Here is a 22,537-nt window from a genome sequence, read left to right on the forward strand (position 1 = left end):
GCGATTTCCCGAGGGAGTGGCGCCGGATCCGGGCGCGACGGGGAGAGCGTCGGAGGGACAGGGGGCGAAGGAGACGACATGGCGACGAGCAGGCGCCGAACAGGCGGCGAAGGAGGTCGAGGCCGCCATTGTGTACGGCTCGCGCGCCGCGATGCTTCCCTGTGCGGACCCGTGCGGGCTCTTGCGGGTCCGTGGGGGGGCGCCTGGCCCCGTCGCTCCGATCAGCGCTGCGGCACGGCCGTGGCCGCCCGCCAGGCGCGATAGCGCCGCGTGAGCCGCGAGGCGCGCCACTGGTCCATCAGCAAGGTCACCAGCGGCGACAGGCGCCGCGACGGTGATGCGCCCGAGGCCATGCGCGCCAGCTGCCGCCGTGCCAGCGCCATCGTCGCGAGGCTGCCCAGCACCTTGTTCTTCCAGGTCACGGCGACGGGCTCGGCGACCGCCTCGGCGCTGATCCAGCGCGTCGGCAGGTCCGGCTCGTACGCGAGCGCGGTGCCCAGCCCGACCACCGCGATCCCGCCCGCCAGCACGCGTTCGGCGACGGCGCGCCGGCGGATGCCGCCGGTCGTCATCACCGGCATGCCTGCGTGCCGGGCCAGGTCTTGCGCGAACTCCAGGAAATAGGCCTCGCGCGCCAGCGTGCGACCGTCGGCGGTGCGGCCCTGCATCGCGGGGCTCTCGTAGCTGCCGCCGGACAGTTCGAGCAGGTCGATGCCTTCGGCGTTCAGCATCTCCACGACCGCGCGGGCGTCGGCCTCGTCGAAGCCGCCGCGCTGGAAGTCGGCGCTGTTGAGCTTCACCGAGATGGCGAAGCCGGGGCCACCGGCGGCCTTGACGGCCCGCACGACCTCGATGAGCAGGCGGGCGCGGTGGGCGATCGGGCCGCCGTAGCCATCGTCGCGGCGGTTGGCCAGCGGCGACAGGAACTGCGACAGCAGGTAGCCATGGGCGGCATGGACCTGCACGCCGTTGAAGCCGGCCTCGCGCGCGGCGCGGGCGGTGTCGGCGAAGCGGTGCACGATGGCGCCGATCTCGGCGGCGGTCAGCGCGCGGACCGGTGCGAACAGCTTGCCGTGCTTGCCCATCTCGAGCGCGACCTCGGACGGCGCGTAGCCCGGATTGCCCAGTGCCGCGAACACCTGTCGACCTGGGTGGTTGATCTGCATCCAGACCTTGGTGCCGCCGGCCTGCGCGGCGCGGGCCCAGGCCCGGTAGGCGTCCAGCGGCGTGCCGGCCTCGAGCACCAGGCCGCCGGGGCTGGTCAGCGCGTCGGGCGCGACCATGACGTTGCCGGTGATCAGCAGCCCGGCGCCGCCTTCGGCCCAGCGGCGGTAGAGCGCCTGGCTGTGGGCGCCGGGCACTTGGCCGGGCTCCGCCAGCATCTCTTCCATCGCGGCCTTCGCGATGCGGTTCTTCAAGGTCTGGCCGTTCGGCAGGACCAGCGGCAGGTGCAGGGCGGAGGAGGCAGCGATCGACATGGACATGGACTCGCCCGGAGAAAGGGGCGGTTTGAAAGGGAGAAGCCCGCCAGCGTAAGCTTCAAGCCGAGTTGAAGGTCAAGGGGTTTTGAATGCGGATTGGGGAACTGGCGAAACAGCTCGGGATCAAGCCCTCGGCGATCCGGTTCTATGAAGCGAGCGGGCTGCTGCCGGAGGGCGAGCGCGGCTTGAACGGTTATCGCGAGTACGGCCCGGAGACGCTGCAGCGGCTGCAGTTCATCCAGCTGTCGCAGCGGCTGGGTTTCTCGCTCGACGGCATCCGGCAGGCGCTGGCGCAGGAAGTGGATGGCCGGCTGCCGCATGAACTGGTGCAGGCCAGCCTGAAGCGGCGGCGCGAGGAGATCGCCCGCATGCGCGCCGAACTCGACGCGCAGGATGCGGAGCTGGAGCGGCTGGGCCGGACCTGCGAGGAGAACTGGGCCCAGGGGCAGTGCTTCGACCGGGAAGGCTTCCTGGCGTCGATGGGCGAGGCGCTCGAGGCCGCCGCCGTCACGCCGCCGGCATCGCCAGCGCCAGCGCGAGCCCGATCGCGCCGCATGCGCTGAGCAGCGGGATCACGCCCCACTTGAAGCGGAACAGCGCGATCGCCGCGCCGGCAGCGATCAGCGCGGACGTGGCGTCGAAGGGGCCGCCCAGCCCCTGCGGCCAGAACACGTGGCTCGCGAAGAACAGCGCCAGGTTGACGATCACGCCCACCACGGCCGCGGTGATCGCGGTCAGCGGCGCGGTCAGGCGCAGGTCGCCGTGGGTCGCCTCGATGACCGGGCCGCCGGCCAGCACGAAGACGAAGGAGGGGAGGAAGGTGAAGCAGGTGACCAGCGTCGCCGCCGCGGCACCGGCGGCGAAGAGCGCGTCCGGTCCGAAGACCTGTTCTTTCCATCCGCCCAGGAATCCGACGAAGGCGACCACCATGATGAGCGGCCCCGGCGTGGTCTCGCCCAGCGCCAGGCCATCGATCATCTGCGGCCCGGTGGCCCAGTGGTGGTGCTCGACGGCGCCCTGCACGACGTAGGGCAGCACCGCGTAGGCGCCGCCGAAGGTCATCAGCGCGGCCTTGGTGAAGAACAGCCCCATCTGCGTGAACGCGCCGTCGAGCCCATACACGGCGATCAAGGCGCCCATCGCGGCGAGCCACAGCCCCAGGCCCACGATCAGCACCCGGGCGAGGCGAGCGCGGGTGAAGCGGGCGTGCGGGGGCGTCGGGGTGTCGTCGTCGATCAGCGCCGGGCCGTAGCCGGCCTGCGCGGCGGCGTGCGCGGCGCCGGGCGAGAACACCTGCGGCGCGAAGCGCGCGCCGATCGCGCCGGCGATCCCGGCGCCCAGCACGATGAGCGGGAAGGGCAGGTCCAGGAGGATCGCCACCAGCGCCGCGACCGCGATGCTCCACAGCCAGCCGTTGCGCAGCACGCGACGGCCGATGCGGTGGGCCGCGTGCAGCACGAGCGCGGTGACCGCGGGCTTGATCCCGTAGAAGATCCCCGCGACCGCCGGCAGCGCGCCGAAGGCGACGTAGATCCACGACAGCGCGACGAGGATGAACAGAGACGGCAGCACGAAGAGTCCGCCGGCGACGATGCCGCCCCAGCCACGGTGCATCAGCCAGCCGATGTAGGTGGCGAGCTGCTGGGCCTCGGGGCCGGGCAGCAGCATGCAGTAGTTGAGCGCATGCAGGAAGCGCCGCTCGCTGATCCAGCGGCGACGCTCGACCAGCTCGGCATGCATGATCGCGATCTGCCCGGCCGGGCCACCGAAGCTGATGAAGCCCAGCTTCAGCCAGAAGAGGAAGGCTTCCCGGAAGGAGACGGGGGCGGGGCGGTCCGGGGAGGAATCAGGCACGCTGGTGGGATCAGCCGGATGAGTCATGCGCGGAGGATGCCATTCTCTGCACCCACCTTGCCATCTCACCGGCATTCCCTCTCCCCTCGGGGAGAGGGGAGGGTGAGGGGGCTCGGCGAAGGACACCACCGGTGTACTTCGATGCCCCCTCACCCCCAACCGAAGGGGGCGAGGGGGTCTCTTGAGGCAGTCGCGCGGGGTAGGGCAGCGTGTTGTCGACCGCGATCCCGTCGCGGCCTGGAACCCGGACGATAGGCGTCCGCGCTGCGCCTCGGCGCTGCAAGCGGCGTTGCGGTGGGCGGCCGTAGCGTCCGTTCAGCGCATCGTGCGGACTGCCGGCTGACCGGGGCCGTCGATATCATGCGCAGCCGCCGGACCGCGTGGGCGGGCCGCCATGCCGGTCCCGCGCGGACCGGCCGCCAACCAACGCGCCGCAGTGCGCGACATCAGGGAGAAGATTTCATGCGGGCAGTGCTGCTCATCATCATCGTCGTGGTGCTCGGCGTCATCGGCTGGAAGAAGCGCGACGAGATCCCGTTCCTGCGCGATGCCACGCGCCAGCTGGAGCGCCAGGCCGGCAAGGTCGAGCTGCCGACGCTGCACACCGGCAACGACACGCCGGCGGGGCCCAGTGGCGGTTCGGCGCCGTCCCCGGGCGGTGTGCGCCGCTGCGTCGTCGACGGCCAGGTGCTCTACACCAACGAGGCCTGCCCGCGCGGCAGCGCCGAGCAGAAGGTCAAGGGCGGCACGGTGTCGGTGATGCCGGCCTACAAGGCCCCGCCGCCGCCCGAGCAGGCCGGCTCCGGCATCCCCAATGCGCGGGAGTTGCTCGCGCCCAAGGGCGGCACGCTCAAGGACAAGGCCCAGGAACGGGCGATGGAGGGGCTGTGACACCCCCCGCATTCCCGGGTTTACGGGCATCGCGTCACAGGGCCGGGGCTCAGTAGACTGGCCCTGAGGCCGGCCACGGGACCGGCCACCTCGCAGGGAGACCAGCCGGGACAGGGCTCAGCGCCCGCCCGGCGCGCCGGAGCCGATGCTTCGCAAGCCATGCCGCTGACCGATCCGCAACTCCTTGTCGACGGTGCCGCCAAACGCCGGCGTCGCATGACGGCCTGGCTCGTCGGTGCCAACCTGACCGTCGCGCTCGTGCTCGCGGCGCTGGTCTGGCATGTGCTGGACGCGTCCCATCGCACCTACGCGACGCAGGCGCGCGATGTCGCCGAAGGCCTGGCCGCCGTCGCGCAGCTCAACGTCGAGGCCGAGATCGGCCGCGTGGACGCGGTGCTGCGCGCCACCGGCGCCGAGCTCGAACGGCTGATGGCCGCGCCCGGCGGCGCCCCCGACGCGGTGCTCAACGAGGTGCTGCATGCGCGCTTCGGCCTGCTGCACGGCATCGAGGCCTTCCGCGCCGCCGACGCCAGCGGCGAGGTCCGCTGGGGCACGCGCCTGCCCGNCGTCCATGACCGCGACTACTTCCTCCAGGCGCGCGCGCTGGCCGAGCCCAAGACGCTGGTGACCGGTCCGCTGGTCTCGCGGGTGTCCGGCAACTGGGTGGTGGCGTTCGTGCGGCCGCTGGTCGTGCGGGGCCGCTTCGCGGGCGTCCTCTACGTGAGCGTCGGCGTCGACCACTTCCGCCATCTCTTCGAGCGCTACGAGCTGGCGCCGCTGGACGCGATGACGCTGCGCCGCGACGACCTGCGGCTGGTCGCGCGCATCGCGCCGGGCAGTCCGGTGCAGGGCGAGGTCGGCGACACGAAGGTCTCGGCGCGGATGCGCGAGATGCTGGCGGCGAATCCCCGCCAGGGCAGCGTGGTCACCACGGTGAGCATCGACGGCCGCGACCGCACCAGCGCCTATCGGGCGCTCGACCACTGGCCCTTCGTCGTTTATGCGGGCGTGAACAACGAGCGCTTCTTCAAGCCCTGGCGGGAACAGGCCTGGACGGTGGCGTCCCTGGCGGCGCTGGCCTGGCTGCTGGTGGCGCTGGCCACCTGGCATGTGCGGCGCGCCAACCGCCGCGAGGAGCAGGCCATGACGGCGCTGGCCGAGCAGGGCAAGCGCATCCAGGCGCTGATGCGGGTCTCGGCGGATGGGATCCACATCATCGACGGGCGAGGGCGGCTGGTGGAGATGAGCGACTCCTTCGCGGAGATGCTCAAGTCCAGCCGCGCCTCGCTGATGGGGCGCCACGTCGGCAGCTGGGACGTCAACCAGGACGAGACCGCGATCAATGCCTGGCTGGCGAAGATCAAGGCGGGAGACCGGCAGCGCGTGGACGTGCAGCATCGCCGGGACGACGGCCAGGTGATCGACGTCGAACTGCAGCTCAGCGTCACCGAGATTCGTGGAGAGCTTTACGTGTTCTCGTCGGGGCGCGACGTCACCCAGGCGCGGCGTCTGCAGCGCGAGCAGGCGGCGATGCTCGACAGCGACCTGGTGGCCATGGCCAAGATCGAGCACCGCACCATCACCTGGCGCAATCGCGCGCTGGAACGCATCCTCGGCTACGGGCCCGGCGAGCTGCAGGGCGCGCCGGCGCGGGTCTTTTACTGGGACGACGCGCAGTACGAGGAGGTCGGGCGGCAGGTGTATTCGGCGCTGGCTGAGCACGGCCACTACCGGTCGCAGATCCGGATGCGCAGCAAGGGCGGCGAGGCGGTGTGGGTGGACTTCGGCGCGGCGCCGCTGTCGGTCACCGAGATCTTCGCGATGGCGGTGGACATCACGCCGATGAAGGCGGCGCATGAGCACCTGGCGCACGCGGCCTTCCACGACGCGCTGACGCAGCTGCCCAACCGCGTGCTGCTGCACGACCGGATCGAGCAGGCGCTGGGGGTGGCGCGGCGGGAACGCAAGCGGGTGGCGATCTGCTACCTGGACCTGGACGGCTTCAAGGCCGTCAACGACGAGCACGGGCACGACGCCGGCGACCAGTTGCTGGAGACCGTGGCGAGGCGGCTGCTGGCCCACATCCGGCCGCTGGACACGGCGGCGCGCCTGGGCGGGGACGAGTTCGTGCTGGTGCTGACCTGTGTGGACGGCGACGACTGGCGGCCGGTGCTGGCGCGCGTCGTCGACGCCATCGGCGAGCCGGTGACGCTGAGTTCCGGCGCGATCGTCGCGGTGGGCGCGACCGTCGGCGTCGCGGTGTTCTCGCCCGACGACACGACCGGCGCGCAGGAACTCATCGAGCGCGCGGACCACGAGATGCTGCGCGGCAAGCGCGACGGCAAGGGACGGGTGGTGGCGGGCTGAGGCGGGGAGGGCCAGCGGGCGGTGGTGGGCGCCGCGCCTCAGGCCGGCGGCGGGATGGCCGTCGCCTTGGACCACACGGCCCGCCAACCGGCCTCGTGGCGCTCGTAGACGTCCATGTGCCAGCAGTCGACGACCTTGCCGGAAGGAAAGCTCAGGCGGGCGCGATAGCGCAGCACCGCCAGGTCCGCCGAGGCACGCACCTGCAGGTCGTCCATCTCCCAGCCCGTGTAGAACGGCGCCTCGGCGATGCGGGCGAGGTACTCAGCCCGCGGGAAGACCCGGCCGGCGGGCGTGATCAATTCGTACCCGGGCGCGTGCAGCGCCTCGATCGTGGCCAGGTCACGGTCGACGATGGCGCGCGTGCGGCGGGTTTCCAGCGCGAGGAAAAGGTCCAGCGGGTCGGCGGTGGCAGTCATGCGGCGCGATGCTAATGCGCGAGCGTCGCGGTCGCCAGCCGCGCGGCGGCCCCCGCGACCGGGCGTCGCGCCCGCGCGCACCGGAGATCCAAGTCGCCCGGCCTGGCGTACAAGCGGCAGACCAATCCCCGAAGGGCATGCCATGGCGCCTGCAATTTCCTCGATCGCCGTCCGGCTCGCCGAGCGCGGCTTGCTGCCTGAGGCCGCGGTGCGGCTGGGCATCCGGCGCCTGCTGCGCCTGCGGCTCGACGAGGCGCATCACCAGGACCCCGAGGCGGCGGCCGCGCTGACGCAGGACTTCCTGGCCGGGCTGCGCGCCGCGCCGCTGGCGGTGCTGCCGGAGCAGGCCAACGCGCAGCATTACGAGCTGCCGCCCGCGCTGTTCGAGGCCATGCTGGGACCGCGGCGCAAGTACAGCTGCTGCTGGTGGCCTGAAGGCGTCGACACGCTGGCGGCGGCCGAGGAGGCGGCGCTGGCGGAAACCGCGGCGCGCGCCGGGCTGGCCGATGGACAGGCGATCCTCGAGCTGGGCTGCGGCTGGGGCTCGCTGAGCCTGTGGATGGCGCAGCACCTGCCAGCGGCGCAGATCCTGGCGGTGTCGAACTCGGCCTCGCAGCGGGCCTTCATCGAAGCGCAGGCGCTGCGGCTGGGCCTGCGCAACCTGCAGGTGCAGACGGCCGACTTCTCGTCCTGGGGCGAGGACGGCCAGTTCGACCGGCGCTTCGACCGGATCGTGTCGGTCGAGATGTTCGAGCACCTGCGCAACTGGCCGCGCGCCTTCCGCAAGGTGTCGAACTGGTTGCGCGACGATGGCCGCTTCTTCCTGCATGTCTTCGCGCATCGCGAGGCGCCCTATGCCTTCGAGGTCCGCGATGACACCGACTGGATGAGCCGCCACTTCTTCTCCGGCGGCATGATGCCCAGCGACGACCTGGCCTTGCTCTGCCAGGACGACCTGGCGCTGCAGCAGCGCTGGCGCTGGGACGGCCGCCATTACGCGCGCACCGCGGCGGCCTGGCTGGAGCGCCTGGATGCGCACCGGGGCGAGCTGATGCCGCTCTTCGAGCGCGTCTACGGCCCCGCCGACGCCTCCATGTGGTGGCAGCGCTGGCGGCTCTTCCTGCTCTCGGTCGAGGAACTGTTCGCCTACGACCAGGGGCAGCAGTGGTGGGTCAGCCACTACCTCTTCGCGCCTCGGCGCTGAGGGCGGGGATGGACATGGCGCCTTCCGCTGTCGAACTCGCCGTCGCGGCCGGCATCGGCCTGTCGATCGCCGTCGCCATCGCGCTGCCCACCTGGCTGGTGAGCCTCACGCGGCGCGACGCGAGCCTGGCCGACCGCGTGTGGTCGGCTTTCATCGCCGCGCCGGCGGCTTTCTATGTCGTCAGCCTCGGCGGTGACGCGCGGGCGCAGGTGATGCTCGCGATCACGCTCGCCTGGGCGTTGCGGCTCGGCGTCCATGTCACCGTGCGCAACTGGGGCCATGGCGAGGACCCGCGCTACCAGGCCATCCGCGCGCGCAACCAGCCCGGCTTCGGGCTCAAGAGCCTGTGGCTGGTGTTCCTGCTGCAGGCGGTGCTCGGCTGGGTCGTGTCCTGGCCGATGCTCGCGGCCAGCGGCGGCGGCCGGTCGGTGTGGTCCGCCTGGGACACCGTCGGCGCCATGTTGGCCGGGGGCGGCCTGCTCATCGAGACGATCGCCGACGCGCAGCTCAGCCGCTTCCGCCGCGCGCCGGGGCACCGCGACCGTGTGCTCGACAGGGGGCTGTGGCGCTATTCGCGGCATCCCAATTACTTCGGCGAAAGCTGCGTGTGGTGGGGGCTGGGGCTGATGGCCGTGTCAGCGGGAGGGCCCACCGCGGCCTGGTGCCTCGCGTCGCCGGTCCTGATGACGGTGCTGCTGCTCAAGGTCAGCGGCGTGGCGCTGCTCGAGCAGGACATCGGCCAGCGGCGTCCCGCCTATCGCGACTACATCGCCCGCACCAGCGCGTTCATCCCGTGGCCGCCGAAACGGAGCGGCGCTCGATGAGGGCCGGCCGAACGCTCATGCCGAGGCTCGGCCTGCGCGTCGCCGTCCTTGCGGCCGCCTGGATTGGCGGCGCTGCTATCGGCGCGGATGGCGCGCCCGGTGCAGACAGCGCGTCGGCGTCGGGCGCTGTCGCGACGCCCGCGCCTCGAGGGGCCGACGCGCGCACGATCGCGAGCGCCGCCTGGGACTTTGAAGTCCGCCTCGATGGCAAGCCGATCGGCACCCATCGCTTCGTCGTCGAGGGCGAGCCGGGGGGCCGTGCCGTGCGGAGCCTCGCCCGCTTCGACGTGAAGCTGCTCGGCCTCACGGTCTTCCGCTACCGCCACGAGGCCAGCGAGCGCTGGCGCGGCGACTGCCTGCAGGCGATCCAGAGCCGCACCGACGATGACGGCAAGCCGGTGGAGGTCAACAAGACCTTCAATGTGCGAGGGCCGTCGACCGCATCGCCATCGCCGCAGGCTCCGTCGGCATCTGCATCGGCATCGGCATCGGCATCAGCCGTCGCCGAGACGGACTGCCTGATGAGCTACGCCTACTGGCATCCGGCGCTGGTGCGGCAGCAGCGGCTGCTGAATCCGCAGACCGGCGAGGTCGACGAGGTCCGCATCGAGCGCCTGGCCGATGCCTCGCTTGCGGTGGCCGGCCGCGAGGTCGAGGCGATGCGCTGGCGCCTCACTGCCACGCCGCCCGCCGCCGCCGGCAAGCCCGCGCAGCGCCAGCAGCTGACGCTGTGGCGAGACCGGTCCGATGGCCGCTGGATCGGGCTCGATGCGGTGGTCAAGGGCGGACGGGTGCTGAGCTATCGGCTGCCGTGAATCAACACTCCAGGAGATCGCGATGAACGCATCCACCACGACGACTCGCCCACTGCCTGCCGCCGCGCCCGCCTGGCGCTGGCCGCTGGCCTACCTCGCGACGCTGGTCGTCTTCCTGGCGATGGATGCCGTCTGGCTCGGCACCATGACTGCCGCGCTCTACCAGCCGGCCATCGGTCACCTGATGGCCGCCACCGTCGACTGGCGCGCGGTGGCGATCTTCTATCCGCTGTTCGTCGCCGGGTTGGTGCATTTCGCGGTCGCGCCCGCGCTGCGGGGCGGCCGTCCGCGGCTCGCGTTCACGCAGGGCGCCTGCTTCGGCTTCCTGGCCTACGCGACCTATGACTTCACCAATCAGGCCACGCTGCGCGACTGGCCCTGGTTCATCACCGTCATCGACCTGGCGTGGGGCGCCGTCGTCAGCGGCCTGTCGTCCGGCGTCGCCGCCCTGGTGACGGCCGCGCTCACATCCCGACGAGCGACCCGAACCACCGGGCGATGAAGCCGTCGAAATGCAGCCGGCCGTCGACGGCGGCCACGCAGATGCATTCGCTGCCTTCCTGCACCACCGGCTGATGGTGGACCTCGCCGTCGGCCAGGTCGAAGTCGCCCGGGCCGAACAGCGCGCGCCCGTCGTGGAACCGGCCGTAGATGACCTGCGTCAGCTCGGTCCCGCGGTGCGTGTGCGGCGGCAGGTACTTGCCGGGCCCGATACGCAGCAGGAAGACATTGGCCTGCGGCGCGCCGGGCACGCTGACCTTGCTCCAGCGCATGCCCGGGCCGATCCAGCGCCAGCGCGTCGCGCTGCAGTCGGCCAGCGCCCGCGGCCACACCGCGCCGGTCGGCAGCGGCGGCGGCGCCGGCACCTTGCGGGGAATGGCCGCCCCGTCCGCGCCGGCCACGGCCTCGATCGCGTCCATCGCGTCGATCCGCGCGAACGCCTGCGCCAGCGCGTCGTCCCGCATCGGCGCGGCCGCTTCCTCCTCGATCAGCGCCCCGCCCACCGCCCGCAGCATCGCCACCCGCTCGCGGCAGGCGGCGCACAGCTCCAGATGGATTTCCGTCACCAGCCGGATGCCCGTGGGCAGCGTGCCCGCGGCCAGCGACAGCAACAGCTCGTCGGCGGGGTGATGGTGGATGTCGGGCGGGCGCATGGTCAGGCGGTCAGAAGGGGAAGGGCGGTGATTGGTGATGGCTGGCGTGATGGGAACGGTATGGCGTGATTGATGGGGCGAGGCGATCGTGCGGCCGGCTCAGGGATCCAGCAGCCGGCGCAGGTGCGCCACCGCCAGCCGGATGCGCGACTTCACCGTGCCCAGCGGCAATCCCAGTTCCGAGGCGATCCGCGCATGCGGCTCGTCCTCGTAGAAGGACAGCCGCAGCACCTGCGCCTGCTCCGGCGGCAGGCGCGACAGCGCCTCCCGGATCCGCTGGCCCTGGCGCGAGGCGTCGGCGTGGTCGGCCACGTCGGGTTGATCGGCCTGCAGGTGGTCGAACTCGAAACACTCGTCGCCGGCGCCGTCCAGCAGGTGGCGCCGCGCGGCATCGATGCGCAGCCGGCGCCCGATGGTGAAGATCCAGGTCGACACCGCCGCCTGCGCCGGATCGAACATCGCCGCCTTGCGCCACACCGTCACCAGCGTGTCCTGCGCCAGTTCCTCGGCGGCGGCGTCGCTGCTGCCGGTGCGCATCAGGTAGCTCTTGAGCCGCGGCGCGAAATGCGAGAACAGCCGGCCGAAGGCCTCCCGATCGTGCTGCTCGGCGACGCGACGCATCAGCGCCGCCCAGTCCGGCTCGGACGGCGGGGGCGCGGACCGGCGGTCCGGATCGAGCGGGACGATCTTCAAGTGGCGGGCTTTCGGCAAGGCGGACGGGGACGCCGCCTCGCCCGGCGGGGAGGCCGGGGCGGAGGTCGGATCGTCGCGATGCGGGGTACCCATGGGTCCTGATACGCGACGGACGGCGGATCGGATCATCGCCGGGCCGAGCCACTACCGCCATGCGGGCGACCCTCGCCCCAAGGGAAAGCCGGGGCCGGCTCGCCGGTTCGCGGCCGGCGATCCAAATCCGATCGGCTCGCGTAGAAGCGCCAAACCCCAGGACGCGACGATGCCCGGCCCAGACACCCTCCCGCCCGACTTCCCCAGCCCCCCGGACGGCCGTCCGCTGCGCATCGCCGTCGTCGGCGCCGGCATCTCGGGGCTGTCCTGCGCCTGGCTGCTGTCCGGGCGCCACGACGTCCAGGTCTTCGAGGCGGACGGCCGCATCGGCGGCCACAGCCACACGGTCGACGCGCCGGACCGGGGCGTGAGCGTGCCGGTGGACACCGGCTTCATCGTCTACAACGAGCCGGCCTATCCCAACCTGAGCGCGCTGTTCCGCCACCTGGCGGTGCCGACGCGCGCGTCGGACATGTCCTTCGCGGTGAGCCTGGACGGCGGCGCGCTGGAATACGCCGGCACCGACCTGAATGGCCTCTTCGCCCAGCGCGCCAACCTGCTGCGCCCGCGCTTCTGGTCGATGCTGCGCGACCTGCTGCGCTTCTATCGGGAAGCCCCGCGCGACGCCCAGGCCAGTGGCGACCTGGCGCTGGACGACTACCTCGACGCGCGCGGCTATGGCCGCGCCTTCCGCGACGACCACCTGTACCCGATGGGCGCCGCGATCTGGTCCTCGACGGCCGCCGACATCGGCCGTTATCCGGTCGCCGCCTTCGTCCGCTTCTGCGAGAACCATGGCCTGCTGCGGGTCAGCGGGCGGCCGGTGTGGCGCACCGTCGAGGGCGGCAGCCGCGAGTACGTGCGACGCCTGACGCAGTCCTTCGCCGACCGCATCCACCGCGACGAGCCGGTCATCGCCGTCGCGCGCGAGCCGGACGGCGTGCGCCTGCGCACCCGTCGTGGCGCCTGGACCGCGCCCTTCGACCACGTCGTGCTGGCCACCCACGCGGACCAGGCGCTGCGCATGCTGCTCGCCCCCAGCGCCGCCGAGCGGCGCCTGCTCGGGGCCATTCCCTACACGCGCAACCTGGCCGTGCTGCACCGCGATCCGGCGCTGATGCCGCGCCGCCGCGCGGTCTGGTCGAGTTGGAACTACCTCGCCTCGCGCCAGGGTGAAAGCGGGCAGGTGGCGCCGACGGTGACCTACTGGATGAACCGGCTGCAGCCGCACCTGCCGCAGGGGCCGGATGCGCAACCGCTGTTCGTGACGCTCAACCCGGCCGTCCCGCCGCATCCCGACCACCTGCTGCGCACCGAGGTCTACGAGCATCCGCGCTTCGACGCGGCCGGCATCGCCGCGCAGCGCGAGCTCTGGTCGCTGCAGGGGCGGCAGCGCACCTGGTTCTGCGGTGCCTGGTTCGGATCGGGCTTCCACGAGGACGGCCTGCAGGCGGGCTTGGCGGTGGCCGAGGCGCTGGGCGGCGTGCGCCGGCCCTGGTTGGTGCCCGACGAATCCGGCCGCATCCACCTGCCGCGCGGCGCGGCCGGGCTGGCCGACCGGGCCGGGGTGGTGGCATGAGCGCACTAGACGGCGCGAGCGCCCCGGGCGCCTCCGCGCTCTACCTCGGCCGGGTGATGCACCAGCGGCTGCGACCGCTGCGTCATCGGCTGAGCTACCGGATGTTCTCGCTGCTGCTGGACCTGGACGAGTTGCCGGCGCTCGATGCGCGGCTGCGCTGGTTCTCGCTGGGGCGGTTCAACCTCTTCAGCTTCCGTCCGTCGGACCACGGCGACGGCCGCGCCGGCGACGTGGCCGGGCTGCGCGCGTGGATCGACGCGCAACTCGCGGCGGCCGGCCTGCCCGCCGGTGGCGCGGTGCGGCTGCTGACGATGCCGCGCCTGCTCGGCTACGCCTTCAATCCGCTGAGCGTGTGGTTCTGCGACGCGCCGGATGGCACGCCGCTGGCGATCCTCTACGAGGTCAACAACACCTTCGGCCAACGGCACAGCTACCTGATCGAAGTCGATCCGGCCCAGCGCGCCGCGCCGCTGATCGAGCAGCGCAGCGACAAGCGGCTGTACGTGTCGCCCTTCCTCGGCATGGCGCTGCACTACCGCTTCCGCATCGAGCCGCCGCGCGAGTCGATGTCCATCGGCGTCAGCGTGCACGAGGCCGACGGCGCCGCGGTGCTGCATGCCCGGCTCGACGCGCACCGCGCGCCGCTGACCGACGCCCGGCTGCTGCGGCTGCTCGTCGCCTATCCGCTGCTGACGCTGAAGGTCGTCGCCGGCATCCATTGGGAGGCGCTGCGGCTGTGGCTCAAGGGCGCGCGGCTGCATGAACGGCCCGCCGCGCCGGCCTCGCCGCTGACCGTGGTGCGGCGGGACGACGTTCCTTCGTCCTTGCCATGACCGACTTCCCGAGACCGACCCACGAGACCCTCATGCATCACGACACCAGTTCGATCCTGACCGCGCCCCGCGACGTGCCGTCGTCGGCGGCCACGCTGGCGGGCGATCCGCTCCCGGCGTGGCAGGCGCCGCTGCGGCGGTGGCTGGTGCGGGTCCGGCATGGCCGCCTGACGCTGACCTGGCCCGATGGCCGGCGGCTCGAGGTCACCGGCCCCATGCCGGGACCGCGCGCGGAACTCCGTCTGCATCGGTGGCGGCCGGTGCTGCGCCTGCTGATGGAGGGCGACCTGGGGCTGGCGTTCTCCTACCGCGACGACGACTGGAGCTCGCCCGACCTGACCGCGCTGCTGATGTTCGGCGTCGCCAACGAGGCGGCGCTGGGCGGCGTGACCGCGACGCGCGGCCCGGCGCGCTGGCTCTCGCGGTGGCGCCATCGCGCCAATGCGAATACGCGGCGCGGCAGCCGCCACAACATCGCCGCCCATTACGACCTGGGCAACCGGTTCTACGCGAAGTGGCTGGACGACTCGATGCTCTACTCGAGCGCGATGTACGACGTGGACGAGCTCGCCGCGGCGGACGCGTCCTGCGCAGGCCCGGCTGCGACGCCATCCGACGGATCGCTGGAGGCCGCGCAGGCGCGGCGGCTCGACCGCATCGTCGAGCTGCTGGACCTGCGCGCGGGTCAACGGGTGCTCGAGATCGGTTGCGGCTGGGGCACGCTGGCCGCGACGCTCGCCCGGCGCTGCGGCGTGGAGGTCGTCGGCGTGACCTTGTCGACCGAGCAACTCGCCTTCGCGCAGCAGCGCGCGGCCGAATGGGGCGTCGCCGCGCAGGTCGATCTGCGCCTGCAGGATTACCGCGACATCGAGGGGCGCTTCGATCGGATCGTCTCCATCGAGATGATCGAGGCGGTCGGCGAAGCCTACTGGCCGACCTACTTCGCCACCCTGCGGGACCGGCTGAAGCCGGGCGGCCGGGCGGTGCTGCAGGCCATCACGATCGACGAGGCGCACTTCGAGCGCTACCGCGCCAGTCCGGACTTCATCCAGCGCTGCATCTTCCCCGGCGGCATGCTGCCCACGCCCGAGCGCATGGCCCGGGAGGGGGCGCGCGCCGGGCTGGATTTCCACACCGAGGCCCGCTTCGGCCGCGACTACGCGAGGACGCTGGCGGAATGGCGCCGGCGCTTCCTGGCCGAGTGGCCGGCGATCGAGGCGCAAGGCTTCGACCTGCCGTTCCAGCGGCTGTGGACCTACTACCTGAGCTACTGCGAGGCGGGATTCCTGGCCGGACGCGTCGACGTGGGGCTCTATCGCCTGACACGCGGCACCTGAGGCCGCGAGGTCCTGCTACACGCGGTAACCTGCGCGCCTTGGCGCCACGGGGACGCCGAGCGGTGGATGAGTAGCATCGACCGCCTGTCTCCGCCGTCCTCCTTCCAGCCCTTCGCTCCGATGTACGACCGTCCGTTCACCGCCCAGTCCCTCGATGTCGCCATCTCCGAGCTGCTCGCCGCCACCTCGGACGGCTTCGATCCGGAGCTCGACGCGCGCATCACCCAGGTGCTGCGCGGCCTGCGCGAGCAACTGGGCATGGACGTGGTGTTCGTGTCCGAGTTCCTGGAGGGCGAGCGGGTGTTCCGCTTCGTCGACGGCGAGTCCGAGATCGGCGTGCAGGTAGGCGATTCGGCGCCGCTGGAGCAGAGCTACTGCCAGCGCATCGTCGAGGGACGCGCGCCGCAGCTGATGACGAACGCGTCGGCGCTGGCCGAGGCGCTGCAGCTGCCGCCGACGCCGATCCCGATCGGCGCCCACCTGAGCGCGCCGGTCGTGCTGTCCGACGGCCGCATCTTCGGCACCGTGTGCTGCTTCAGCGCGCACCCGAACCCGGGCCTGCAGACCGAGGACCTGTCCCGGCTGAAGGGCTGCGCGCGCCTGGTTGCCCGCAAGGTCGAGGCGCAGGACTTCCTGGACACGATGCCGTTCGAGAACGATTGAGCAACTGGGCCTCGGGGCGGCCGGGCAGGCGGCCCGGTGGGCGACCCGCTCACTTGAGCTTGTGATCCTCCCGCTTGGCCTCCTGCATCGCCTCGGGCTCGAGTTCCTCGGCGGCGCGGTTCAGGCGGATGAACAGCCCCCAGCCCGTCAGCAGCGCACCCACCGCCAGCACCATCGCCGCCGCGTGCAGCAGCAGCGTCGAGTCCGAATGCGCCGAGCGGAAAGTCGCCACCAGCGCCTCGATCGCGAGCGCGACCACGATCACCACCATGAAGCGCGACAGGAAGCGCCGCACCCGCGTGGGCGCGCTGATGTGGGCGCTGCGGATCACCTCTTCCTCGGTGATGGTCTGCGCGATCTGCAGCGCCACCACGGCGGCCGCCAGCACGCCCATCGCCTCGATCACCAGCTGCGCGGCCTCGTCGTTCCAGTCCAGGTGCAGCGCCATCCAGGTTTCCTTCGCCGCGATGGCCAGCAGCAGCAAGGCCATGACGGTGAACAGCAGCGCCAGCGCGGCATGCACCACCGAGAAGCCGCGCAGCAGCAGCGGGACGGCGTCCTCGTCGGAGGGCCGAGGGTCCCGTGGAGGGGTGGGCGGCGCGGGAGCTTGCGAATCGGAGGAGGGCGCGGCTGGCTTCATGCGTCGGATGGGGGCGGGGAGACGGCGGATGCGGTTAGGTGCGGCGAGGGATGGGGCGTCGAGGGCGACGCGCCGGCCGGTCAGTTCCGGTCGGGCCGGATCGGCAGCGCGCCGGCGGGTTCGGCGGCCTCGGTGACGCGACCGCTGGCCCGGCGGCTGGAGGGCGCGGTCGGGCGCTCGGCGCGGGACGGGGCCGCGGCCTCAGGCCGGGGCTCGGGCGTGTCGACGGCGGGCGGAGGAGCCACAGGAGCCGGCGCGACCGCAGGGGCGGGCGTGGGAGCGGGCGTGGCTGTCGACGCCGCCGGTTGCTGGATCTGCGCCGCGTCCAGCGGTGGGCCCACGACGCCGGACTGCTTGCGGCTCGCGGCCGAGGAGGGCGGCGGTTCCTGCGTCTGGGCGATGGCCGCCGCGGCGACGACGGTCACCGACGCCGTGATGAGGGCGATGCGGAGGTGTTTCATGGCCGTATCCCTTCGACTTTTCGTTCGCGGGTCGGAACACTGGCAATCGGCGGACCCGGCACGGCGGTGGACTGGGCGCGGGATCGGCGCACGGACGGGCCTGGACGCGCATGGACAGGGCGATATGCGTGATCGACTGCCGCTTGGGCGTCGCGGGAGGCTGGTACCCTGGCGCGAGCGACTCGCCGGACTCGCCGTTGAGACCCGCACGACTGAAGGAGGCCGCCGTGAAGACCATCGACGAGATGTTGAACCTCGACCTGATCACGCTGGAACAGCATCAGGAAATCGATGCATGGATCGCCCGCTCCGACACGCCGGAGGACATCCTGGCGATGCCCGCCGCGCTCTGGCAGGCGGTCGAGCGCGCCAGCGAGGTCATGGGCGTGGACGCCGACCTGCTGCGCCCGCCCGCCCTGGATGCCGGCGGTGGTCACGGGCTGGATTGAGCCGGGCACCCGCGCCGCCGCGCCGAGCCGCGCGCGACGCGTGTAAACTCCCGCCCTTCACCGTATTTCCGACGCTGCTCAAGGCAACCGGTCGCCCGCTCGGGCCCGAGGCCGGCGAGTCTGTGACTTCGGGCAGGTGTCTCTCGTTCATTACCGGAGCCAACATGGGCAACAAGATCGTCACCGAAGCCGACCGCAAGGCTTCCCCCCGTCCCGCCGCGCCCAAGGGCGTGACCGTCACCACGCACCGCGGCCAGAAGAGCAGCCTCGAGCGCGGCTCGCACACCCGCTCGAAGAAGAACCCGGGCAAGCGTCCGCACTCGGGTTGAGGTCGCGGGGAGCAAGACCCCGGCGACTCGACAACAGGCCCATGCCTCCCGGCGGGGCCTGTTTTGTTTTCTGCGACGTCCAGCCGCCCGCCGCGACCTCGCCCTGCTGCCCGATCAATCGCCATGATCCGCATCAACGAACTCCGCCTGCCCCTCGACCACCCCGAGGAGGCCCTGCGCGCCGCCGTCCTGGAGCGGCTCGGCATCCCCGACGCGCAACTCACTGCCTTCACCGTCTTCAAGCGCAGCTATGACGCGCGCAAGAAGACCGCGATGGTCCTGATCTATTCCGTCGACTGCGAGGTCGGCGACGCCGCCGCCGAGGCCGCGCTGCTGCAGCGCCACGGCGGTGACGCCCACATCAAGCCGTCGCCGGACACCCGCTACCAGTTCGTCGGCCATGCGCCCGCCGACTTCCACGCCGGCGAACGGCCGCGTCCGGTGGTCATCGGCTTCGGCCCCTGCGGCATCTTCGTCGCGCTGATCCTGGCCCAGATGGGCCTGCGGCCGATCGTGCTGGAGCGCGGCAAGCAGGTCCGCGAACGGACCAAGGACACCTGGGGCCTGTGGCGCGAGAGCGTCCTGGACCCGGAATCGAACGTCCAGTTCGGCGAAGGCGGCGCCGGCACCTTTTCCGACGGCAAGCTCTACAGCCAGATCTCCGACCCGCGCTTCCTCACCCGCAAGGTGCTGACGGAGTTCGTCAAGGCCGGCGCGCCCGAGGAGATCCTCTACGTCAGCAAGCCGCACATCGGCACCTTCCGCCTGGTGAGCATGGTCATCAAGATCCGGGCCGAGATCGAGCGCCTGGGCGGCGAGATCCGCTTCCAGCAGAAGGTCACCGACCTGCTGATCGAGCCCGGCGCCGATGGCCAGCGCCAGGTGCGCGGCGTGACGCTGGCCTCGGGCGAGCAGATCCGCGCGGACCATGTCGTCGTCGCGCTCGGCCACAGCGCGCGCGACACCTTCACGATGCTGCACGCCCGCGGCGTCTACATGGAGGCCAAGCCGTTCTCGATCGGCTACCGCATCGAGCATCCGCAGTCGATCATCGACAAGGCGCGCTTCGGCCCCAACGCCGGCCATCCCCTCCTGGGCGCCGCGGACTACAAACTGGTCCATCACGCGAAGAACGGCCGCTCGGTCTACAGCTTCTGCATGTGCCCGGGCGGCACGGTGGTGGCGGCGACCTCGGAGCCGGACCGCGTCGTCACCAACGGCATGAGCCAGTACTCCCGCGCCGAGCGCAATGCCAATGCCGGCATCGTCGTCGGCATCTCGCCCGAGGACTACCGCCAGGACGGCAAGAAGGACGGCAGCACCGTCAATCCGCTGGATGGCTTCGCGTTCCAGCGTTATTGGGAGTCGCGCGCCTACGAACTGGGCGAGGGCGGTTACAGGGCGCCGGCCGGCCTGGTCGGCGACTTCATCAAGCGCCAGCGCAGCACCGCGCTGGGCGGCGTCGAGCCGAGCTACAAGCCGGGCGTCACGATGACCGACCTGCAGCAGAAGGGCTTCGGCAGCCTGCCCGAGTACGCGCTCGACGCGATCCGCGAGGCGCTGCCCGCCTTCGAGCGCCAGATCCGCGGCTTCTCGATGAACGACGCGGTGCTGACCGGCGTGGAGACGCGCACGTCCTCGCCGCTGCGCATCACGCGCGGCAAGGACTACCAGAGCCTGAACGTGCGCGGCCTGTTCCCTGCCGGCGAGGGCGCCGGTTATGCCGGCGGCATCATGTCCGCCGGCGTGGATGGCATCGAGGTGGCGGAGGCGGTGGGCCGTAGCATGCTGGGCCTTTGAGCCTTTCGCCTCGGTGCGCACCTTCGGGGCCGGTGGCACAATTCCAGCCTACTTCGCCGCAGATCATGGCTTCCAGCAACGCCCTCAAGAAGATCGATACCAGCAAGACCGCCCGGTCCAGGCCGATGACGTTGAAAGGCACGGCGGTCGCTGTGTTCTCGGGCGGCATGGCGCTGGTCGATACGTCGGGAAGCACGTCCGCACCCGTCAAGCGCGTCAAGCGCGACGAACAGACCAACAGCCTGATCAGGAAAGTGGGGGCGGCGCTTGAACGGCCTGGCGTCTCCCGCAAGAGCGTTTTCCCTCCCGGTGCGAAGATCAGCTTCGCCTACGCCGTTGACCCGGAGGATCCGTCGATCCTGGTGCGCCGTTCCGCGCAAGGCAAGCAACAGCGTGGACGTCTGGTCCATGGTCGTTTCGAGCCGCTCTCCGACAAATGACCGCCTTGCGGGCACCGGCGCTGTCTGGCCTTCTCCGGGGGTTGGGAAAGGGCCAGAAGAAGCCCATGGCGATCGTGCTTGCCGGGCACAACGGATCGGGGAAATCCACGCTGTGGCGGGACAAACTCGGACCGACGTTGCAGATGCCGCTGCTCAACGCGGATAACCTGACATCTTCCATTCTTCCCGCGCAATCGCCGTTGCCGTCCTGGGCGCAGAAGCTGCGCAACGACGACGATCGGTGGGCTCGCCTGTCGCAAGAGGGCGTTCGCGCCTTCAAGACCTTGGTGATGCGTGAGGGCCTGCCCTTCGCGTTCGAGACCGTCTTCTCCCACTACATCGAGCACCCCGGCGGTCGGATCGAGTCCAAGGCCGATGACATCCTCGAGATGCAGCACGAGGGCTACTTTGTTGTCCTGGTCTTCGTTGGCCTGGCGCACGTCAGTCTGTCCGTGACCCGCGTGGCGCAGCGCGTCGAGCAAGGCGGTCACGACGTGCCATTGAACCGGCTGTTGGCGCGGTTCGGCCGTACGCGCTTAGCCATCGGCCATGCCGCTCCGATCGCCGATGCCACGCTGATGTTCGACAACAGCCTGGGTGGGCAACTGGGTTTCTCCCTGGCTCGAGTGCAGCGTCGGCGTGACGTCCTGTTCGACGTGAGGCGCGAGAACGCCCGGGTGCATCCGCACATTCGCAAGCTTGCTGGCGGCTGGCTGGATGTCGTGTGTCCGGCGGCGTCGAGCGAGGAGCGCTGAGCGAGCGCCCATGGTCGGCCTTGGGCCGTCGCATGGGCGACTCCTAGGCGCCGCCAGGTTTGGCCCCGGCGGACGTCCTCACATCGCCTGCCACAGCGTCGGCGCCGCCGCCGGCGTCCAGCCCGCACCCACGTAGGCCGTGTGCGCCTGCAGGCAGCGGTAGGAGCGTCCCTGGTAGCTCACCACCTGGCCGACCGTGTAGCTCGCGCCCTCCGTCCAGGTCGTGCCGGGCGGCGTGGTCGGGGGCGTCGTCGGCAGGAGGACGTCCATCGCGTAGCTCGCGCCCGAATTGGCGTTCTGCAGGTACACGTCCATCACCGTCGCGCCGCCGGGCACGATCACGGCGCCGCCCTGCAGCGTGCCGATCTTGAGATAGGCGGAGCTCTGGTTGACCTTCGTCGCGATCTGGCCGAGCCACGCCGACTTCGTCGCCGCCGCGGTCAGCGTGATCGCGGTCGTCTCCAGGTCGTTGCCTGCGCCGTTGAACACTCGCAGCTTCACCGTGCTTCCCGACGGCAGGTCCTGCGCCGCCGAGACCTGGCCGATCTGCTTCAGGTCCGAGGGCGTGCCTGGAGGCGTCGTGCCGCCGCCGAAGTCGACGTCGGAGCAGGCATAGAAGGCTTCGGTGCTGTCGGAGCGCTGCCAGGCCGAGAACAGCACATGCCGGCCGGTGCGCTTGGGCAGCGTGAGCTTCATCGTGTAGATCGTCTTGCCGCTGGTGACGATCTGGTCCGGCCCGAGTTGCTGCACCTGCTCCAGGTCCGACCAGCGCAGCGGCGATGTCGCCGGGTTCCAGCCGTCGCGCGTGAGGAAGAAGGTCCAGTTCAGCGAGCGATGCGGCGCGGTTGCGTTGTAGCGGTATTCGTACTTGCCATCCGCGCCCGGCGAGTAGGCCGTGGCGGGCCAGTCCGCCCGGGCCAGGTCGAAGCCCTTGAACTTCTCCTGCCCACCGGCGCAGATCTTCAGGTCCGGCACCACCGCCTTGTGATTGCCGTTGGCGGCGGCCTGGTTGACGCCGTTCCAGTCGTAGATGGCCTGTTCACCGCCATGGGCGATCGCCGCCTGGCACGCCGGCAGCGAGGGGTTCTTGAAGCAGTTGTACTGGCGCGAGATCGGGAATTCCGGCGCGCCATGGGCGGACGCGGTGCTCGGGGCGACGATCGCGGTCAGCGCGGTCACGGCGGTCGACAGCGCGGCCAGCGACCAGGCGCCAGCGTTTCGGGCTCGGGATTGCATGCAAGTCTCCTGATTGAGAAGTGGAATGCCTGGATGAAGTGGCCCGACACAACACCAAAGCAGGACCACCATAGGACCCGATGCAGACCAATGCAAGCTGAACAACGGTAACGGCCGTGGCTGAAAATTTTTGAGCTTTCGTTTCGGGCGAAGGAATTATCATGAACGCCCAGAGTCTTGCTCTCTGAGCGAAGGCTACAGTGCAACCCAGCCGCCGCCCCAC

At 71.2% G+C, this 22,537-nt stretch carries 24 protein-coding genes; 16 read left to right on the top strand and 8 right to left on the bottom strand.

Annotated elements, in window-relative coordinates:
* Positions 1–221: 221 nt before the first annotated feature.
* The gene (locus tag ACTJKJ_RS07130; RefSeq protein ID WP_440819994.1) at positions 222–1,478 is read right to left on the bottom strand and encodes an NADH:flavin oxidoreductase/NADH oxidase family protein; all 1,257 of its coding nucleotides are present in this window, start codon (positions 1,476–1,478) and stop codon (positions 222–224) included.
* Between the two features lie 92 nt (positions 1,479–1,570).
* On the opposite strand from ACTJKJ_RS07130, the gene ACTJKJ_RS07135 reads away from it, so the two are divergent.
* Positions 1,571–2,044 (top strand): MerR family transcriptional regulator, encoded by a 474-nt coding sequence (locus tag ACTJKJ_RS07135; protein WP_440819995.1) that lies wholly within the window; start codon positions 1,571–1,573, stop codon positions 2,042–2,044.
* On the opposite strand, the gene chrA is transcribed toward ACTJKJ_RS07135, so the two are convergent.
* Positions 1,989–3,362, bottom strand: a complete 1,374-nt coding sequence (gene chrA / locus ACTJKJ_RS07140; protein WP_440819996.1) for a chromate efflux transporter — start codon at positions 3,360–3,362, stop codon at positions 1,989–1,991. The genes ACTJKJ_RS07135 and chrA overlap by 56 nt on opposite strands.
* A 435-nt stretch (positions 3,363–3,797) precedes the next feature.
* Between chrA and ACTJKJ_RS07145 the strand changes: the two genes are divergently transcribed.
* Together ACTJKJ_RS07145 and ACTJKJ_RS07150 are read left to right on the top strand one after the other, a co-directional pair.
* Positions 3,798–4,226 carry a hypothetical protein gene (locus tag ACTJKJ_RS07145; RefSeq protein WP_440819997.1) on the top strand — a complete coding sequence of 143 codons (429 nt, stop codon included), beginning with the start codon at positions 3,798–3,800 and terminating at the stop codon, positions 4,224–4,226.
* 429 nt (positions 4,227–4,655) lie between these two features.
* Complete coding sequence (locus tag ACTJKJ_RS07150) at positions 4,656–6,593, top strand: diguanylate cyclase domain-containing protein (RefSeq protein WP_440820168.1); 1,938 nt, start codon at positions 4,656–4,658, stop codon at positions 6,591–6,593.
* Positions 6,594–6,631: 38 nt separating this feature from the next.
* Here the strand turns inward: ACTJKJ_RS07150 and ACTJKJ_RS07155 are convergent, their stop codons facing one another.
* Complete coding sequence (locus tag ACTJKJ_RS07155; protein ID WP_343603430.1) at positions 6,632–7,009, bottom strand: nuclear transport factor 2 family protein; 378 nt, start codon at positions 7,007–7,009, stop codon at positions 6,632–6,634.
* A gap of 142 nt (positions 7,010–7,151) precedes the next feature.
* On the opposite strand from ACTJKJ_RS07155, the gene ACTJKJ_RS07160 reads away from it, so the two are divergent.
* From ACTJKJ_RS07160 to ACTJKJ_RS07175, 4 genes are read left to right on the top strand one after another with little or no spacing between them, the layout of a single operon-like run.
* Positions 7,152–8,213: an SAM-dependent methyltransferase gene (locus ACTJKJ_RS07160; protein WP_440819998.1), complete on the top strand. Its 1,062-nt coding sequence runs from the start codon at positions 7,152–7,154 to the stop codon at positions 8,211–8,213.
* Positions 8,214–8,227: 14 nt separating this feature from the next.
* Positions 8,228–9,037 (top strand): DUF1295 domain-containing protein, encoded by an 810-nt coding sequence (locus ACTJKJ_RS07165; protein WP_440819999.1) that lies wholly within the window; start codon positions 8,228–8,230, stop codon positions 9,035–9,037.
* Positions 9,034–9,852, top strand: a complete 819-nt coding sequence (locus ACTJKJ_RS07170; protein WP_440820000.1) for a DUF6134 family protein — start codon at positions 9,034–9,036, stop codon at positions 9,850–9,852. The genes ACTJKJ_RS07165 and ACTJKJ_RS07170 overlap by 4 nt, the downstream gene beginning before the upstream one ends.
* Before the next feature lie 22 nt (positions 9,853–9,874).
* Positions 9,875–10,354 (top strand): DUF2177 family protein, encoded by a 480-nt coding sequence (locus ACTJKJ_RS07175; RefSeq protein ID WP_440820001.1) that lies wholly within the window; start codon positions 9,875–9,877, stop codon positions 10,352–10,354.
* Here ACTJKJ_RS07175 and ACTJKJ_RS07180 read toward each other — a convergent pair.
* On the bottom strand, positions 10,317–11,006 hold the full coding sequence (locus tag ACTJKJ_RS07180) for a ChrR family anti-sigma-E factor (protein WP_091724302.1): 690 nt from the start codon (positions 11,004–11,006) through the stop codon (positions 10,317–10,319). The two genes, ACTJKJ_RS07175 and ACTJKJ_RS07180, sit on opposite strands and share 38 nt — an antisense overlap.
* A gap of 99 nt (positions 11,007–11,105) precedes the next feature.
* Positions 11,106–11,699, bottom strand: a complete 594-nt coding sequence (locus ACTJKJ_RS07185) for a sigma-70 family RNA polymerase sigma factor (RefSeq protein WP_440820002.1) — start codon at positions 11,697–11,699, stop codon at positions 11,106–11,108.
* A 262-nt stretch (positions 11,700–11,961) separates the two neighbouring features.
* Between ACTJKJ_RS07185 and ACTJKJ_RS07190 the strand changes: the two genes are divergently transcribed.
* The 4 genes from ACTJKJ_RS07190 (at position 11,962) to ACTJKJ_RS07205 (ending at position 16,204) form a co-directional block, all read left to right on the top strand.
* A complete protein-coding gene (locus ACTJKJ_RS07190; protein WP_440820003.1) occupies positions 11,962–13,371 on the top strand; it encodes an NAD(P)/FAD-dependent oxidoreductase in 1,410 nt (469 codons plus the stop codon).
* A complete protein-coding gene (locus ACTJKJ_RS07195; RefSeq protein ID WP_440820004.1) occupies positions 13,368–14,204 on the top strand; it encodes a DUF1365 domain-containing protein in 837 nt (278 codons plus the stop codon). Before ACTJKJ_RS07190 ends, ACTJKJ_RS07195 begins: the two co-directional genes overlap by 4 nt.
* Before the next feature lie 32 nt (positions 14,205–14,236).
* Positions 14,237–15,541 carry a class I SAM-dependent methyltransferase gene (locus ACTJKJ_RS07200; RefSeq protein ID WP_440820005.1) on the top strand — a complete coding sequence of 435 codons (1,305 nt, stop codon included), beginning with the start codon at positions 14,237–14,239 and terminating at the stop codon, positions 15,539–15,541.
* A gap of 66 nt (positions 15,542–15,607) precedes the next feature.
* Positions 15,608–16,204, top strand: a complete 597-nt coding sequence (locus ACTJKJ_RS07205; RefSeq protein WP_091724306.1) for a GAF domain-containing protein — start codon at positions 15,608–15,610, stop codon at positions 16,202–16,204.
* A gap of 49 nt (positions 16,205–16,253) precedes the next feature.
* Here ACTJKJ_RS07205 and ACTJKJ_RS07210 read toward each other — a convergent pair whose 3' ends face one another.
* Complete coding sequence (locus tag ACTJKJ_RS07210; protein WP_254783400.1) at positions 16,254–16,694, bottom strand: hypothetical protein; 441 nt, start codon at positions 16,692–16,694, stop codon at positions 16,254–16,256.
* Between the two features lie 230 nt (positions 16,695–16,924).
* Positions 16,925–17,305 (bottom strand): hypothetical protein, encoded by a 381-nt coding sequence (locus ACTJKJ_RS07215; protein ID WP_440820006.1) that lies wholly within the window; start codon positions 17,303–17,305, stop codon positions 16,925–16,927.
* Positions 17,306–17,532: 227 nt separating this feature from the next.
* On the opposite strand from ACTJKJ_RS07215, the gene ACTJKJ_RS07220 reads away from it, so the two are divergent.
* The 5 genes from ACTJKJ_RS07220 to ACTJKJ_RS07240 all read left to right on the top strand — a co-directional run bounded on the left by ACTJKJ_RS07220 (position 17,533) and on the right by ACTJKJ_RS07240 (position 21,078).
* Positions 17,533–17,754: a hypothetical protein gene (locus ACTJKJ_RS07220; protein WP_440820007.1), complete on the top strand. Its 222-nt coding sequence runs from the start codon at positions 17,533–17,535 to the stop codon at positions 17,752–17,754.
* 164 nt (positions 17,755–17,918) lie between these two features.
* Positions 17,919–18,083 (top strand): hypothetical protein, encoded by a 165-nt coding sequence (locus ACTJKJ_RS07225; protein WP_175538227.1) that lies wholly within the window; start codon positions 17,919–17,921, stop codon positions 18,081–18,083.
* Between the two features lie 123 nt (positions 18,084–18,206).
* Positions 18,207–19,883 carry an NAD(P)/FAD-dependent oxidoreductase gene (locus ACTJKJ_RS07230; RefSeq protein WP_440820008.1) on the top strand — a complete coding sequence of 559 codons (1,677 nt, stop codon included), beginning with the start codon at positions 18,207–18,209 and terminating at the stop codon, positions 19,881–19,883.
* 65 nt (positions 19,884–19,948) lie between these two features.
* Entirely contained in the window at positions 19,949–20,323 is a 375-nt protein-coding gene (locus ACTJKJ_RS07235; RefSeq protein ID WP_297382801.1) for a hypothetical protein, read from the top strand.
* Positions 20,324–20,388: 65 nt separating this feature from the next.
* A complete protein-coding gene (locus tag ACTJKJ_RS07240; RefSeq protein ID WP_440820009.1) occupies positions 20,389–21,078 on the top strand; it encodes a toxin in 690 nt (229 codons plus the stop codon).
* Positions 21,079–21,156: 78 nt separating this feature from the next.
* Here ACTJKJ_RS07240 and ACTJKJ_RS07245 read toward each other — a convergent pair whose 3' ends face one another.
* Positions 21,157–22,314, bottom strand: a complete 1,158-nt coding sequence (locus ACTJKJ_RS07245; protein WP_440820010.1) for a lytic polysaccharide monooxygenase — start codon at positions 22,312–22,314, stop codon at positions 21,157–21,159.
* Positions 22,315–22,537 lie beyond the last annotated feature (223 nt).

Origin of the sequence: Roseateles sp. 22389, from assembly GCF_052044995.1 — a bacterium.
Lineage (GTDB): Bacteria > Pseudomonadota > Gammaproteobacteria > Burkholderiales > Burkholderiaceae_C > Roseateles.

Bases quoted from the DNA above. Each gene is read 5' to 3' on its own strand.
- ACTJKJ_RS07130 (WP_440819994.1), bottom strand. From the start codon at position 1,478: ATGTCGATCGCTGCCTCCTCCGCCCTGCACCTGCCGCTGGTCCTGCCG.
- ACTJKJ_RS07135 (WP_440819995.1), top strand. From the start codon at position 1,571: ATGCGGATTGGGGAACTGGCGAAACAGCTCGGGATCAAGCCCTCGGCG.
- chrA (WP_440819996.1), bottom strand. From the start codon at position 3,362: ATGACTCATCCGGCTGATCCCACCAGCGTGCCTGATTCCTCCCCGGAC.
- ACTJKJ_RS07145 (WP_440819997.1), top strand. From the start codon at position 3,798: ATGCGGGCAGTGCTGCTCATCATCATCGTCGTGGTGCTCGGCGTCATC.
- ACTJKJ_RS07155 (WP_343603430.1), bottom strand. From the start codon at position 7,009: ATGACTGCCACCGCCGACCCGCTGGACCTTTTCCTCGCGCTGGAAACC.
- ACTJKJ_RS07160 (WP_440819998.1), top strand. From the start codon at position 7,152: ATGGCGCCTGCAATTTCCTCGATCGCCGTCCGGCTCGCCGAGCGCGGC.
- ACTJKJ_RS07165 (WP_440819999.1), top strand. From the start codon at position 8,228: ATGGCGCCTTCCGCTGTCGAACTCGCCGTCGCGGCCGGCATCGGCCTG.
- ACTJKJ_RS07170 (WP_440820000.1), top strand. From the start codon at position 9,034: ATGAGGGCCGGCCGAACGCTCATGCCGAGGCTCGGCCTGCGCGTCGCC.
- ACTJKJ_RS07175 (WP_440820001.1), top strand. From the start codon at position 9,875: ATGAACGCATCCACCACGACGACTCGCCCACTGCCTGCCGCCGCGCCC.
- ACTJKJ_RS07180 (WP_091724302.1), bottom strand. From the start codon at position 11,006: ATGCGCCCGCCCGACATCCACCATCACCCCGCCGACGAGCTGTTGCTG.
- ACTJKJ_RS07190 (WP_440820003.1), top strand. From the start codon at position 11,962: ATGCCCGGCCCAGACACCCTCCCGCCCGACTTCCCCAGCCCCCCGGAC.
- ACTJKJ_RS07195 (WP_440820004.1), top strand. From the start codon at position 13,368: ATGAGCGCACTAGACGGCGCGAGCGCCCCGGGCGCCTCCGCGCTCTAC.
- ACTJKJ_RS07200 (WP_440820005.1), top strand. From the start codon at position 14,237: ATGCATCACGACACCAGTTCGATCCTGACCGCGCCCCGCGACGTGCCG.
- ACTJKJ_RS07205 (WP_091724306.1), top strand. From the start codon at position 15,608: ATGAGTAGCATCGACCGCCTGTCTCCGCCGTCCTCCTTCCAGCCCTTC.
- ACTJKJ_RS07210 (WP_254783400.1), bottom strand. From the start codon at position 16,694: ATGGCCTTGCTGCTGCTGGCCATCGCGGCGAAGGAAACCTGGATGGCG.
- ACTJKJ_RS07215 (WP_440820006.1), bottom strand. From the start codon at position 17,305: ATGAAACACCTCCGCATCGCCCTCATCACGGCGTCGGTGACCGTCGTC.
- ACTJKJ_RS07225 (WP_175538227.1), top strand. From the start codon at position 17,919: ATGGGCAACAAGATCGTCACCGAAGCCGACCGCAAGGCTTCCCCCCGT.
- ACTJKJ_RS07230 (WP_440820008.1), top strand. From the start codon at position 18,207: ATGATCCGCATCAACGAACTCCGCCTGCCCCTCGACCACCCCGAGGAG.
- ACTJKJ_RS07235 (WP_297382801.1), top strand. From the start codon at position 19,949: ATGGCTTCCAGCAACGCCCTCAAGAAGATCGATACCAGCAAGACCGCC.
- ACTJKJ_RS07240 (WP_440820009.1), top strand. From the start codon at position 20,389: ATGGCGATCGTGCTTGCCGGGCACAACGGATCGGGGAAATCCACGCTG.
- ACTJKJ_RS07245 (WP_440820010.1), bottom strand. From the start codon at position 22,314: ATGCAATCCCGAGCCCGAAACGCTGGCGCCTGGTCGCTGGCCGCGCTG.